The 13,841-nt window shown below is 48.9% G+C and carries 11 protein-coding genes and 2 pseudogenes; 7 read left to right on the plus strand and 6 right to left on the minus strand.

The genetic code is table 11. The features are described 5' to 3' along the window. Nucleotides 1-324: pseudogene (locus ATB1_RS20855) on the plus strand (integrase core domain-containing protein); the annotation flags it as partial. A 64-nt stretch (nucleotides 325-388) separates the two neighbouring features. Here the strand turns inward: ATB1_RS20855 and ATB1_RS21670 are convergent. Both ATB1_RS21670 and ATB1_RS20860 read right to left on the minus strand, forming a co-directional pair. Beyond that, nucleotides 389-1,657, minus strand: coding sequence for a hypothetical protein (locus tag ATB1_RS21670; protein ID WP_128081474.1), 1,269 nt, complete (start codon nucleotides 1,655-1,657; stop codon nucleotides 389-391). A gap of 964 nt (nucleotides 1,658-2,621) precedes the next feature. Further along, on the minus strand, nucleotides 2,622-3,983 hold the full coding sequence (locus ATB1_RS20860; protein WP_241768239.1) for a sulfatase: 1,362 nt from the start codon (nucleotides 3,981-3,983) through the stop codon (nucleotides 2,622-2,624). A 263-nt stretch (nucleotides 3,984-4,246) separates the two neighbouring features. Between ATB1_RS20860 and ATB1_RS20865 the strand changes: the two genes are divergently transcribed. Further along, a complete protein-coding gene (locus tag ATB1_RS20865) occupies nucleotides 4,247-5,305 on the plus strand; it encodes a glycosyltransferase family 1 protein (protein ID WP_082256415.1) in 1,059 nt (352 codons plus the stop codon). Between the two features lie 4 nt (nucleotides 5,306-5,309). Here ATB1_RS20865 and ATB1_RS13720 read toward each other — a convergent pair whose 3' ends face one another. Continuing rightward, entirely contained in the window at nucleotides 5,310-6,191 is an 882-nt protein-coding gene (locus ATB1_RS13720) for a glycosyltransferase family 2 protein (protein ID WP_042664556.1), read from the minus strand. 216 nt (nucleotides 6,192-6,407) lie between these two features. Then, nucleotides 6,408-6,644, minus strand: a complete 237-nt coding sequence (locus tag ATB1_RS20870; protein ID WP_082256416.1) for a MarR family transcriptional regulator — start codon at nucleotides 6,642-6,644, stop codon at nucleotides 6,408-6,410. A 278-nt stretch (nucleotides 6,645-6,922) separates the two neighbouring features. Here ATB1_RS20870 and ATB1_RS13725 point away from each other — a divergent pair, with 278 nt between their 5' ends. Both ATB1_RS13725 and ATB1_RS13730 read left to right on the plus strand, forming a co-directional pair. Continuing rightward, nucleotides 6,923-7,888, plus strand: a complete 966-nt coding sequence (locus ATB1_RS13725) for an endonuclease I-EndH (protein ID WP_042664559.1) — start codon at nucleotides 6,923-6,925, stop codon at nucleotides 7,886-7,888. A gap of 555 nt (nucleotides 7,889-8,443) precedes the next feature. Continuing rightward, nucleotides 8,444-9,636, plus strand: a pseudogene (locus tag ATB1_RS13730) (orc1/cdc6 family replication initiation protein). A gap of 1,470 nt (nucleotides 9,637-11,106) precedes the next feature. On the opposite strand, the gene ATB1_RS13735 reads toward ATB1_RS13730, so the two are convergent. Further along, nucleotides 11,107-11,301 carry a hypothetical protein gene (locus ATB1_RS13735; RefSeq protein WP_042664563.1) on the minus strand — a complete coding sequence of 65 codons (195 nt, stop codon included), beginning with the start codon at nucleotides 11,299-11,301 and terminating at the stop codon, nucleotides 11,107-11,109. Nucleotides 11,302-11,776: 475 nt separating this feature from the next. Between ATB1_RS13735 and ATB1_RS20885 the strand changes: the two genes are divergently transcribed. Then, nucleotides 11,777-12,010: an HTH domain-containing protein gene (locus tag ATB1_RS20885; RefSeq protein WP_082256417.1), complete on the plus strand. Its 234-nt coding sequence runs from the start codon at nucleotides 11,777-11,779 to the stop codon at nucleotides 12,008-12,010. Here ATB1_RS20885 and ATB1_RS20890 read toward each other — a convergent pair whose 3' ends face one another. After that, the gene (locus tag ATB1_RS20890; protein WP_082256418.1) at nucleotides 12,011-12,262 is read right to left on the minus strand and encodes a winged-helix domain-containing protein; all 252 of its coding nucleotides are present in this window, start codon (nucleotides 12,260-12,262) and stop codon (nucleotides 12,011-12,013) included. It abuts the gene before it with no gap. 296 nt (nucleotides 12,263-12,558) lie between these two features. On the opposite strand from ATB1_RS20890, the gene ATB1_RS13740 reads away from it, so the two are divergent. After that, on the plus strand, nucleotides 12,559-13,200 hold the full coding sequence (locus ATB1_RS13740; protein ID WP_042664565.1) for a hypothetical protein: 642 nt from the start codon (nucleotides 12,559-12,561) through the stop codon (nucleotides 13,198-13,200). A gap of 349 nt (nucleotides 13,201-13,549) precedes the next feature. Beyond that, complete coding sequence (locus ATB1_RS21680) at nucleotides 13,550-13,738, plus strand: hypothetical protein (RefSeq protein WP_128081475.1); 189 nt, start codon at nucleotides 13,550-13,552, stop codon at nucleotides 13,736-13,738. Nucleotides 13,739-13,841 lie beyond the last annotated feature (103 nt).

Consider the following 13,841-nt stretch of genomic DNA (forward strand, 5'->3'; position numbering starts at 1 on the left):
ATGGTACCGACCCGGCTGCTGCATTTCTCCATCGACTTTCCGAGAAACACGATCTCTCAGATACTGTGTTTCTCGTTGATGGCTACGGCTATCAGACTGCCTCTCTCGATTAGGATTGAGCGGTCGGCTGGACTACGTTGAGCGAAACCTCATCGAAAAGTGGTTCACACCCTCAAAATGCGAGTCGACCGCTTCCATAATTCGTGGGTGGGCAGTTACGGAAGCGTCCGCGAGTGGTTCATACAATTTGTGCAATACTATAATTTTCAGAGACCGCATCAAGCGCTCGATGGACGAACGCCAGTCCAGGAGGTTACTAACTAGACAGTGCCAGTCATAACAAAATCTCAAGTGAATTATATCACACCCGGCAATTTTCATCTACCAACTAGACGGGCCCTATAGAGTTGAGATCACTAGTGATTTTAGCGGCCAGATATTCTCGTGGTGTGTTGAATTTTGATGATTCATCTAGGGAAGGCACGTAACAGAAGCGTTGAAGGTAGTCAACTTGTGTCGTCTCAGAAAGTTTCGAAGCTTGTTGTTCAAGATCGACGAAATCACTATCGATAGACAACACATGATCGTGAGTGAATGGGGAAAAGGTGTTTTGTTCCCATGGTAAATCAATGACCCCCGGCACCTTACCCCTGAGAACTGCACGTAACAGAGCAGTTGAATCAACAGTCAATACGATATCGTGATTTTCAATATCACTCTCTAGTCCAGCGCCACGGGATAGTTGAAAATCATTAAAGAATCTTGAAATTTTTTCTTCAGAGTCTTTTGGATGGGGTCTAACCCTAAGATTCAGGTTATTTTTTCTTTGGAATGTCCGAAGGATGTCCGCCAGTTGTTTCTGTTGTTGTTCTGTCCATGACCCTGCCTCATATTGCCACTGAGAGAGGAATAACGCGGATTCGGCATTTGTCTCAACAGGTTTGATGGAGCCTGGATTGAATTCCGAGTATCCTACCGTAGTGACTGTTCCAGCCCCATTACATGGATATTGTTCTCTAAGTTTCCGAATCCGTTCTGTGAAGAAATCACCCATTGTTAATACTTCGTCGGCGTACGGACTACAAAAGAGAAAGGCCCCGTAATTGAAACCGAATCTACGTTTGAACTTTTCAATGGCCCATGATTGGGGTTCAATTGATGGTCTAAAGAGCCCCTGCCGGTTTACAGGTTGTCCATTTCGAAATTCCAGATCCGGGCGATTGATGCCATGTTGAATAACGATACTCTTGAAATCTGCGGTTTCTGAAAACTTCATTACATGCTTGATAAACGGGAGTCGATCATGGCCACTAACGAAAACATCCATAGATGTATCTTTAATATACGAGTGAATGTCATAGATTAGTTGCGGTGAGATGTTGTCTTCAATGATACGTTGAACAGCGACTTTCTTTTTCGATCTCGGCGTTTCATGAAATTTGGTAGCTACTTTTGACCGAATATACTCATCTGCGAAGCGATGGGGTTTCAGTTCGTCCGCTGGTAGAGCTGAGCTCTTACTCGGATCAGCGCTTTGAAGAAGTTCATCAAAAAGAAGATACTCAACTTCGTAGTCTTCCGAGAGTTCTTCTGCGATAGGAACTAAATTTCGATATGTTGTCGTATCGTATATTGAGAACACTATTTTTCTAACCATGTTTTAATGAATTTGCACCGTTTTCAAGTAAGATATTTATTATATTTATGCCTTTTCATGAAGATTCTATGCAATCTTGGAAAACTGTTAATTAATTATGAATTTCGGATATTAATTACTATCGGATCTTTCGTAGTTACTGGGCAGCGGTAAAGAAGTGACGTGCCACTCCATGAGAAGCATAATTCCTCTCAATACATTCGTCTTGTGGCGTTGAGCCTCGAACTTGTGCAATCGATTTGCTGGTGTGACTGCAACTACTGTCCAGTCTGCCGATCCAAATCGATAATTCGGTACGACAACTATCAATTGCTTAAACGGTATCTGTGTAATAGTTGTGACTGAACATTTAATGACCAAATCGCCATCATCTTCACTCACCTCACATCTTATCGGTTTCAACACGAGTCTGAGGCAACTGGACGTAGAAATTGGGAAATCGTACAGGCGATCACCAGCACGCCCAGTACTTTTCGAGAGCGTTAGACGTACCTCTCCTCCATCTCAAATGTCCAATCGAAATAGGCGAGTGTATCTGTGAGAGATACAGTTTTCCGAGGGTAGCGTTTCTCGGTGATATCGTGAAAAGACGTAGCTGCTGGATAGGTGCCGTTACGATTGAATAGAACGACATCAAGAATCAGCACTTTGTCGAGTATATCACCACATATAACTACGATTGATTACCGTTGATCTTGGAGCCGTTTCATTGACTGTGGCCCGCCTCGGCTAAGTAATCACTTCTGTATTAGGAACATAAACAACCACTTCTACTTTGCGAGAATAACGACCGCCAGCATGAAATCGGGCGGTGAACACCCAGCGGACATCGTGATCCTCTGCCAGGACCAATATCCAAGCGTAGTGGTCTTAACTCTCGCCGGACAGGTCGGGTGCTGGTATGATTCACCTACTTTTCGACCTATTCATTCATTAATCATATATTATAATTTAGCTGTTATATCTATAAATATCCAAGATCTTCCAATCTGTCTTGAACATCTCCTCCCACTTCGTCTTCAAGTCGGCGTGTATTCACATCAAGATTAGAAAGACGATTCAACACGACTTGCTGTATGTCTTCTGAGCCTGGCGCGTCTTTTTGACAATTTTCGACAAATTCGCCATTTTTAATGCTGGATAATCGGTCCTCGTTTCTTATTTTATCTACCTCAAACAACAAATCTTTTGATCGAGCAGCAACGATGACCTCGCCATCCATTTCATGTTCAGCAATAATAAAGTCTCTTTTAGTATCAGTAATTCCCTGTCCTTCATACTTGTGCGGAGGCTCTACTCCGAGTACGTTATGAAATAGGGGTGGCAAGTCCAACAAACTAACTAATTCACCAGAGTGCTCTGAAAGACCTTCCGGTCCGTTTGTTATGATTAGGGGAATATGTAGAAGTTCGTCATACATACGTCGTGGTTTACCGTATGCACCATGTTCACCAAATAGTTCACCGTGGTCAGATGTGTATACGATTAAGGTATCTTCATATCTGTTCATTTCACTCAACTTGTCAAGGAGTCGATTAATCTGATCATCTGTATAAAGGACAGCAGCATCATAGAGCCGACGAAGTGAATCAATCTCATCTTTTGACAAAGTCTCGGGCTGGGTAAGTAACTGAGAGTACCATTCAGAAACATCTGTCTGCGAGATATCTGCAACATCGAATTGAGCACGATATTGTTCTGGAGGATAACACGGATGATGAACGTCCATATAATGGACCCACCCAAAGAATGAATCATCTACGTTGTCAAGCCAGTTGATCGCATCTGTTGTGATAGTTTCTGCATTAACGTATGGTCGTGGCTTACCTTTCACCAACTCATAGGTCTTCTTTATGATATCGGTGAGATGGAACACCTCATCGATCTTCTTCATCTGAGGGTTAGACAATTCAATACCCCGTGGGAAGATCTTGGTTGCAATTCCCATTAGTGGGTTTTGGTAGTCCTCAAATATGTCAAATCCAACATTATAGTTGAAGTGACGTGAAAGGAACGGATTACTCTGGAAGCCACCAGTAGTGAGCCCAGCATCTCGAAGATTAGATGCAACTCTCGGCCGCTCATCAGTTAGTGGACCTAACCCCCCATATGATAACGGTAGTGTTCCTGTAAGCATCGCAGGGAACGAAGGCGTTGTCCCTGGGCCTGTAGCATACGCATGCTCAAAGGAAACACCATCCTCAGATAACCTCTCAATCGCTGAGAGTTGTGGACTACTGGTTAAAGTTAAATCATATCGTAGTGAGTCTACCGTGATTAAAAGAATATTCTCAACGTTTTCCAGCCGTTTGCTCCGCGCTCTCACTCATATGCTCGCCTCCAAGTTAGCTCACCTGTCATTTCATCTTTCCTTCTGAGATGGAGTTGCTCTCCCAAATAAACACCGACTGTCTCAAGAGAACACAAATTCCCTTAGTTCATATGCCGCGATTGCTTCACCTCTCTATTCACTTTCTGAAATTGTACTGAGCAAGTAGGATAGTAATAGAGAACCGATACTATAACTAACATTGGCTAACTGATGGAGAAATACGTGCTTCGAGGACCCTGGGAGAAAATGATAGAAAGATGAATATCGGAATTAACGCAAGAGTATTTAGTCTTGAGACTCCAGCAGGAGCCGCTCAAGTTGGAATACAACACGCAAAGAACCTAATAGATCGGTCAGCTTCATCTACATTATATGGACACGAGGAGGGCTATCGGTGGTTCAATAATACACCCTCGTATAGAGATGCTCTCTTCCCGTGGAACTCGCAAGCTTTTGGTGTCATCTGGGAACGTAGTGTTCTTCCTTTCCTTGCAGCGAATGATGATTTAGACATTCTATTTTGTCCAAATGCAAATGCTCCGCCCATCACTTGGGGAGATTACAAAACAGTAGTGCTTGTTCACCACGTCGGTTCCGAACATGGGCACAGTAGTCTTCAACGGTTCTATCGAAAAGCGACGATTCCGTTTGGTGTTCGAAATGCCGACGTTGTAGTAACCGTTTCAGAATTTTCGAAGAACAGAATCGTTGAGAATCTCCCGGTCAAGCAAGATGATGTTCATGTAGTCTACAATGGTATCGACGACCTCTTTTTTGAGAAAAATGCTGGAAAGCCGATCGAAGTTCCTGACGAATATATTCTGTTTGTAGGCTCCGCGGATGAGCGCAAAAACCTCTCACGCCTCATACAGGCATATAACAAACTAGATACAGACTGTGAGCTTGTTGTAGTTGGTCCAAGTGATACCGCTGCTTTCGGCAACGAGAAGGTTAACCGAGATGATATTATGAACTTAGGATATGTCTCACGGGAGGAATTGATATATGTTTATGAAAATGCAACTCTATTCGCGTATCCTTCTCTCTATGAAGGATTTGGTCTTCCGCCGCTTGAGGCAGCTGCTCGTGGAACACCGGTCGTCACATCAAACGTAACGGCAATACCTGAAGTGATGGGAGAGGCAGCTGAGTTCGTTGATCCATACGACATTGATTCGATCAAACAGGGGCTAGAAATTGTTCATAACTCTAATCGGCTTGAAGAACTCTCTCAGAAGGGACGAACTCGATCAGAGCAGTTTACTTGGGACAAGGCAACAAATAGGTTACTTGGTGTGTTTGAAGAGCTATTTTAGTGACTTAGTCGTTGACGCTTGTTGGCAGATATTCGTAGTTCTTCCCTAATGTGAACGAGATAAAGTACACGAAGTCATACAAAAGTGCGTACGGGATCCAGTAGGCTGCACCGGAGTTGATCAAGTAAGCGTATTCGTTCCAGACATACCGTACTCCAGAGAATACGAAGTCATCAGAATCAGTCGCGGCGATCTCGGAAAATGCTTTCCCGTCTTTGTATCGTCGGGTGAATAGTGACCGAAGCGTATAGTCGTGTGAGTGATAGACTTTTGACTCTGGGCAGTAGTGAATTTCGTAACCTGCAGATGCGACTCGGTATGCAAAGTCCTTATCTTCAGACATAGGGACAGAATCGAGGAACTGGAATTGATTCCAAACGTGGCGAGAAACTGCTGAGTTTGCATCAGATAAAAATATATTGTCCATATAAAACTCTCCCTTTTTGCTCGCATCGGATTTTGTAAGGGTGATTGATGTATCTGGGTAGAAATATTTGTAAAAGAATTTGTCTGAAGGTTTAGCATCAGGGTACGCTATTTGATTGCCGTAACACACATCGGCATTACCATCATTTATTGGGCTGGTGAGTTGGCTTAACCACTCATCATCAATTGGAACTGCATCTTGAACGGTAAAGACGATTATATCCCCTTCAGCTTGGTCCGCTGCTTGGTTGCGAGTTTGCCCGTGGTGGAACTCATCAGGCGGGATCTCAATGATAGTATCGGCATACTGTTCTGCGAGTTCAACTGTACCGTCGGTAGAGCCAGAGTCAATTACGATGAGTTCGATATCATCGACATCTTGACTTTGAATTGATATTAATGTATCCTCAAACTCCTGGCCTGCATTTTTAGTGGGAATGATAACGGAAATTCTGGCCATGTATAAATCCTGTACTGAAATATAAATGAAGGTACTGGAATGACTTCACTTGGCATGAATAGAACAATAATGGTTACCAGACGCTTGGCACCAAAGATGATTGATTTGGACTATCTAGGTGAGGTATCCGAAACTGCCGGTATTTTGGTCATTTAGCTAATCTGTGTCTTGTAATGGCCTCTGGTGAATTTAGAGATCAAATATGTCAAACACTTATCAATCTCGTGGATCTTCCACCAACTCATACAACCCACCTCGATTCAACTGCGTAATCCAGCCAGCATTCGTCAGATTTCGAAGCGCGTACTCGACCTGGCCTTTCTCCAGATCCGAATGCTCACGCAGATACAGCGGATTAACACGACCCCACGGTGAACCAGAACGCCGCCCTTGCTTGAATAACTCGAGGACGACTTCCTCCCGTTCGTTCGGTTCGTAGCGTTCGTTGACCATGTATGGCGCGCAGTTCTGACTCCGTATGCATAATACTCAGCAATTTACCAAGCATGTAACCGAACTGTTTGCCAAGCATTTTGCTAAGCAAAACTCCTAAATAGCCACCGTCCGTAGCAGCTATCGAGAAGCACGGGTCGCCTCAACGGAGAGGACGGTGCTGGAGACACCGCCCCGTGCTTCGCCCAAGACGAAGCATGAGCAACTCAGATCGAGATAGACAAGAGTCTGTTGAACAGTATCACGACTACCAAACGTCCCCGATGGGGGTCTGACGGATGCAGCGATACGAATGGCTCGACGAGCGAGTCGATGAGATTATCGAACGCTACGAGTCAGGGCAGTCGCTCCGTGAGATTGCGGACGTGTTCGATGTGTCCACGAGACCAATTCAGAGTCGGCTGCACGACTCCGATGTCGCAATGCGAAATGGTGGTCCGGCGTACACGCAGTTAGCGAACCGAAGGGATGAGATGGTTGAAGCGTACGAACGTCGGAGTTCCCTCCAGTCGCTTGCGGACCAGTACGACACGTCCCCGGTCGCGATTCGGTTCCATCTTGAAGAGGCAGGTGCCGACCCTATCTCGCTCCCGAAGACGACTGACCACGGACTGAGTCCATCTCAGGTGTCGGTTATCCAGGGAGAATTACTCGGTGACGGGTGCTTACACTCTCGATACGATGGGTCGTGTTTCTTCCAACTCTCAACGACGACGGAAGGACACGCACGTCGGCTGATTGAGAAGCTTCCCGATGGGTTCTTCCCGGAATCACAGCCGAACTCGTTCACCCGGCTGAATCAGTTTACCGACGAAGACTACACTTCGTGGATAGTCACGTCACGACCACAACCACGACTCCAACGAATGTATGAGGAGTGGTACGAAATCAGAGACGAGAAGAACAACCGAAAAATCGTCCCGGAGGACTTCCACCTCGACAAGACAGCACTCCTGCATTGGTACTGGGGTGACGGGAACTGTTCAATCCGTGACAGCGGCGCACCGCGCGTTTCCTTTGCGACCCACGGCTTTCCTGAGTCGTGCGTCGAACATCTCCAGTCAGAAGTCAACCGCCTTGGGTACGACAACTACGCAGTCAGACAGAAGGGCATTGAGGACGGCTCCGGGTTGTATATTCGGCTTCGTGACTATGATGCACGGACGTTCCTCGACGACTTACGGCGTTCAAATACGCTCATGGCGTACGACTACAAATTCCCGGTTCCTGTGAAGAACGAATGACTGAGTAGTCCATAGTACACCTCGACCTCTTTCTTCACCACCCCTGACTCAGTCGCAGAGTCGTTAGCCCAAGCACTCGCAGGCGAGACACCGCCGACCGAACCAACGAAACGCGCCGAGAAGTATGATTGGGACAGCGTCGCCGACCAGGCCGAAGCGGCCTACGAGCGTGCCATCGACGGTCGCTGGTAACTGTTCGACTGCGTCGTTGGTTTGCGCCTGCTGATGCTCTTTTTAGCCAGTATCGATATCTCAGTACGCAGATATCACACGACCCCATCGAGTGTGAGAGTACATTTCGTATGCTTTCTCTAGAATAAGACACCCCGATGGTAGACCGGAAGGGAGTCCACACACCATCGCTCGGTTCCAGTCACAGCACACGGAGATGTCTCCGCACTTAGTGAGAGAGTACATTTCGTATGCTCTGTCTCGCGAAAACGCCTCAAAACGCCAGAATCGTCAGATTGAACCAATCTGTGTTCGAGCAAGAAAGCATACGAAACAGACGAAGTGCGGTTTTATATAGTAAACACTCATCGATTCGGTAAGGACATGGCAGGACCGTTCAGCGACATGACGGAGACAATCTTCGCTGACAAGAGTGTACTCAGCGAAGAGTACCAGCCGAAGAGATTCTCGAGCGTGACCAAGAAATCGAAGAATACCGATATGCACTCCAAGACGTCCTCTTTGGCCGGGATCCGAAAAACGTCATGCTGTACGGAAAGGCAGGACTTGGGAAGACAGCAGTCACGACCTACATGCTGGATGCATTGGCAACAGAGGTCGAGACGCGAGAGCAAGCTGATGACCTGCACGTCCACGAGGTAAACTGTAATGGCAAGACGCTATTCATGGTCGTTCGTCGCTTAGTGAACGAACTGCTCCCTGCACACGCCAGCGACTTTCCCAAACGCGGATTGGGAACAGGAGATGCCTTTGACGAACTCTACACACAACTCGATCGAATTGGTGGGACGCACATCTTCGCGTTCGACGAAATCGACCACCTCTCAGGTGCGAACTCCCTCCTGTACGAACTCCCACGCGCGCGGTCGAACGGACACATCGACGAGGCTCGAATTGGGATTATCGGCATCAGCAACAACTACACGTTCAGAGATGACCTCTCACCGAAGGTCAAAGACACGCTGATGGAGACAGAAATCTCGTTTTCCCCGTACGATGCGACCGAACTGAAGACGATTCTCCTTGACAGGGCAGAGCGTGCGTTCATCGAGGATGGCTACGACATGTCGGCGATAACGATGACAGCCGCGATTGCGGCCCGAGACATGGGCAATGCACGTCAAGCGATCGACCTACTTCGTGTCGGCGCGGAGGTGGCTGAAAAACGAGGCGAGTACTGCGTGACTGACGAGCATGTGGAGGAGGCTCGACGGCTTGTCCAACGTGGTCGATTGAGCAACCGAATCCGCGACCAAACCGAACAGGCACAACTCGTCTTGGAGACGATTGCTCGACTCGAAGAACAGGGGCACTGCCCCGTGCGCTCGAAGGAAATTCAATCCCACTACAAAACAGTCGCACGGTCCTGGGGCGTTGAACCGTTGACGACGCTCAAGAGTATTCAGGACCATCTCTCGGATCTCCACATGCTCGGCTTCGCCAAGCGATACGATCGAAACGAGGGATTGAGTGGTGGACAGTACTACGAGTACGAACTCGACCTCGATTCAGACCTCGTCTTGGAGACTCGCGAGCAAATCGAACACGACGAGTGACCTGAGAACGGGGGTCGAAGCATACGAAACGTACTCTCGTTTGTATCGGAATGGAGTCACCGGCCCTCGCCTTCGTCATCCCCAAGTTGTGTCTGCGTGCTCAGTGGTGAGATTGAGGGGCGACGCTGTATGGCGAAAAGCATACGAAATGTACTGTCTCACAACGACCGCAAACTGAACACGACTTCACCAGTACAGTTCGTCTGCTACTACTGTACGCGAAAAACACACGACGTATCCACGAAAAGCATACGAAATGTACTCTCTCATTCAGAAGATGATGTCCGAAGTCAACTGAGATAGAGTACGTTTCGTATGCTTTCTTTCTTGGTTGAAACCGCAAGACAGTACAGACGATAGCATACGAAATACACTCTCTTACTCGGGTTCCAATTCGACGACAGACAAAATCCAGACGTAGCCGTCATCACGAGAAGCGCAGAGTCCATTTCGTATGCTCGAATTTGCATCCAAAAACGGCAGGAACCGACGTGAAAAGCATACGAAATGTACTCTCTCACTCAGAACGCGATGGCCGAAGTGGGACCGGATAGAGTGCATTTCGCATGCTTTCGTTCGCCGTTGAAAGCGCAAGACAGCAGAGAGGAGAGCATACGAACTGTACTCTCTGACTCGGCCGTCAGCTCAACGTGAGTATTGTTCGTCGAGAGGGTGCAACGCAGTCCGTAGCTGTGTCTACCGAAGAAACTGACGCCAACGAGTGTACAGATACATCCCGCCGAAGATGAGGCCGATGAGCATCACGAGCCCGGTCACATGCGTTTCACGCACACCGACGGGAAAGGGAGGTGTTTGGAGGGGCACGCCGGACCACAGTCGAGGGACTGAGAACACTACTAGCGGTGTCGAACGTCCATTTAGTTAGAGATTGTGTCCGTCGCATCGGTGTGGCCACGTCGTCGAACGGGTTACGCCGAGCAGTAACGAGGCAGCGTGGACGGCAGTCGGGGCCGAGTGGTATAACATACATATGTTCGGTACACCTGCACGCAGTTTCCGACACGCAATGGGACACCACGAGCCAGACACAGCCTAGGGGTCTTGTTCAAAGTCTCACCGCCTACAGCGTCGCTTGTGGAACACTGGTAGCCAGAATAGCGTGTTTGTGGATCTTCGGTTCGGTCCAAAAAATGAGTGATAGCTATCTAAAAATCGTAACAATCAGTTTGATACTATTTTTGTCTGTTGACTGAATATACTATTCAGGGTTTGGGACGCACTCCACGGAGAACCCTTCCGGTTGTTTGTGGTCCCAATTAACGCGTCACAGACGGCTGCAATGCCGATTCGTGCATTCGCAGAAGTCGACTGATCGGCTGTTTATCGAGGCTCGTCTGAGGAACGCGATCTCAACAGAGCTAATTTAAATACCATATTCACAGAATACTCAAAACAGTGGTATCTCAGCGTTACAATATAGTTTTGCGCTGAGAGTATTTGAGACTCGATTTACCGACGCCGACAGTCGTGAATCTCAATCCGCTCTGGGAGGCCCACCGCACCACACGCAGAACACGCCACGAGCGTCGTCGGCAACTCCTGACAAGACTCTAACGCGGCGTGCAGATGCGCCTGCACCTCCGGCTCAGTCGTTCGCGTCAGCGCCTGGGCGAGGTGCATCTCCAACTCTTCGTGGGCACTCATGCGTGGGGACCCTCCTTGCGCTCGGTATCCACTCGGAGCCCGATGGGTGCAAGTTGGCCCATCGAAGCCCACCCACGCTTCTGGGAGACGAACGCCTTCCACTCGCGAAGCGGCCGGCCATCAAGTGGCTGGTAGCGATCGAGGACACGGCCAGCAAAGACGACGACGGCGTCGGCAGGACGGAAGTAGTGATGTGTGAACCTTCGGCGTCAATCCCAAGCGTAAACGAGCGTGTGAGGGCGTTGGTAAGTTGTTCGGCTAGCGATACGGTACACTCTTGTGTCGCGGTGTGCGTAGTTGACATTGGTCTTCTAGGATCATTCGGAAGACCGGTCCCGCGTGTTCCAGCACGCGGGCATTCTCATACCTCATTGGGACCTGTCTTCCTTACCAATTGCTACGTGACAATAGGTCATAAACCTTCCCACTTGCCACCTAGCAATAGGGTTATCAGCTGTGAATAAAACAGACCGACATGGACCGTGAACGGGATGACCACGGGCGATACTCGACACAAATCACCCCAGAAAGGGTGCTCACGATTCTGTCTGAGGCAGACACGCCAGTATTGACCGCGAAACAAGTTGCAGAAGCACTCGAATGCTCTAGTGAGGCAGCCCGGCAGAAGCTACAGGCCCTGCACGAAGCTGGCGACGTAGGAAAGATGAACGTTGGTGCCCGTGCAGTTGTGTGGTGGAAAGCGGAGTAGCTAGTCCTCGAGATCTTCTAACGCTACTTCACCCTGCAAGTACCGTTGGCCAATCTCAGAGATCTCGTAATAGCCACCACTACCGACTTCGCTCACTAACCCATGTTTCTCGAGTTCACTCAATCGAAGGCGTACTGTCGAATACCCTATCTCGTGTCCATGCCGATTGAGATTTCGGTAGAGCGGCTTGGGTGGGAGTTCCAGATTATGCTCCGCAAGAAACTCAAGTAGTAGCCCATCTTTCAGTGACATCCATTCTGGGCGTGGTCGCATTTTCTCTAGCAGATTGTTCTGCTACAATAGTACGGCCGATGAGTGTTCAGCTTAGCGTATTTGAGATACAATAGGAGCAGAAATATGCTAAGCATTATGGTACCCTAGCGTCTATTCGCGGATAACAATCGCTCTCGGGCTCTTGTCCTTGTAGAAAGGACCCGTGCTGAAGACACGGACCCCAAGCGGTTGGTTGGACCAAACCGCATGTCTCCGAACACACCACCCACGCAAAAAGGTCTCGTCGCACAGCCGCCCCGCACGGAGGGCCACAAATGACCAAGCCCTCCATCGAAGACCTCGCCGCCCGAATCGACGAACTCGAAGACCGCGTTGACGAACTCGAAGCCGACACCGAACAACTCGAAGCGACCGTCGATGCCCAAGCACAGACAATCGCGTCCCAACGCGACCAACTCTCCCACTACGAAACCCGAACCCAAGCCCTCGAAGCCGAACTCGACGCCGCAACGGACCACCGCAAGCATCTCCAACAGCGACTCTACGCTGTGGAATCCGAAGACACCCCCAACGACGAACCCAACACACAGCTCTCGCCACTCCAACAACTCATCCGACTTCCCTCGAAGGCGCTGTCGAACCTCACCGCCAATCAAGAGCGCGCTCGCTTCATCGCCAAGGACATCAAAGAGTACGCCACGAACGTCCCTGCGGGCTTCGCACTCGACTCGAGTACCATTCGCACCGTCCTCCACGCAAAGGAAGGCCGAACGCCACACACCCAAACCGTCAGTCGCGTCATGGACTTCCTCGATGACCTCGGCAAAGCAGGCGTGAAGATCGTGAAACGCCGCGGAACCAAACGCGTCATCTTCTCCGACCACGTTGTCTCGGAACTCGCAGAGACACCAACGGCCTCGAGCAGCATCACAGACGTTGTGATGGGGTGGCGATAGTGACGGTGTGATAGACGACGAATAGTCGTACACTTCCCCGAAAGCCGTCGACAACCAGCGCGGTTGAAGACACCAAATTGAGCAGCAGCACTGGAGAGAGCCTCTCGTATACAAGAGTAGTGAGAAAGAAAGAAACGACTTAGAGGCTCCAACTCAACCGAGACAGATCACAACGGGTGTGATCTGTTTCGGGTGGCTCGGCTCTGTGAAATCCTTCGAATCTGACAGAGACCGCGCACCACAGCCAACGTGCGGTGTGAATACACGTCCTTAGATGATTGATGACAGCAATTCATGTGAGTGAAAAACTCCGGGATTAACCTCTCTTTAGAACATCAGATACACACCTATGAGTGAGAAATCGAGAGATGTGCCCCGTGATGACCCGCCCTCTGTTGACGAAGACACAGCCAAACTCCGGCTTCGGTTAAACCACCTCTCCCTGCTGGAATTAGAAGACAGAGGATTGGTCAAATGGGACAGGGATAAAGACGTTGTAAGAAAAGCTCCGAACTTCGATGAAAATCAACGGCGATGAGGGTGACACGAGCCAATCACTTCGCCTCACTGACCGAGACCTGATCGATTGGTAAATCCACTCTCGGTATCAGTCACAGACTATCTAACGGAATATCGTCAAA

The sequence above is a fragment of the Haloferax sp. ATB1 genome, from assembly GCF_000730175.1.

Coding starts and splice junctions, on each gene's coding strand:
- ATB1_RS21680 (WP_128081475.1), top strand. CDS start 13,550: ATGAGTGAGAAATCGAGAGATGTGCCCCGTGATGACCCGCCCTCTGTT.
- ATB1_RS20890 (WP_082256418.1), bottom strand. CDS start 12,262: ATGTCACTGAAAGATGGGCTACTACTTGAGTTTCTTGCGGAGCATAAT.
- ATB1_RS13740 (WP_042664565.1), top strand. CDS start 12,559: ATGACCAAGCCCTCCATCGAAGACCTCGCCGCCCGAATCGACGAACTC.
- ATB1_RS13735 (WP_042664563.1), bottom strand. CDS start 11,301: ATGAGTGCCCACGAAGAGTTGGAGATGCACCTCGCCCAGGCGCTGACG.
- ATB1_RS13720 (WP_042664556.1), bottom strand. CDS start 6,191: ATGGCCAGAATTTCCGTTATCATTCCCACTAAAAATGCAGGCCAGGAG.
- ATB1_RS20865 (WP_082256415.1), top strand. CDS start 4,247: ATGAATATCGGAATTAACGCAAGAGTATTTAGTCTTGAGACTCCAGCA.
- ATB1_RS21670 (WP_128081474.1), bottom strand. CDS start 1,657: ATGGTTAGAAAAATAGTGTTCTCAATATACGATACGACAACATATCGA.
- ATB1_RS13725 (WP_042664559.1), top strand. CDS start 6,923: ATGCAGCGATACGAATGGCTCGACGAGCGAGTCGATGAGATTATCGAA.
- ATB1_RS20885 (WP_082256417.1), top strand. CDS start 11,777: ATGGACCGTGAACGGGATGACCACGGGCGATACTCGACACAAATCACC.
- ATB1_RS20870 (WP_082256416.1), bottom strand. CDS start 6,644: ATGGTCAACGAACGCTACGAACCGAACGAACGGGAGGAAGTCGTCCTC.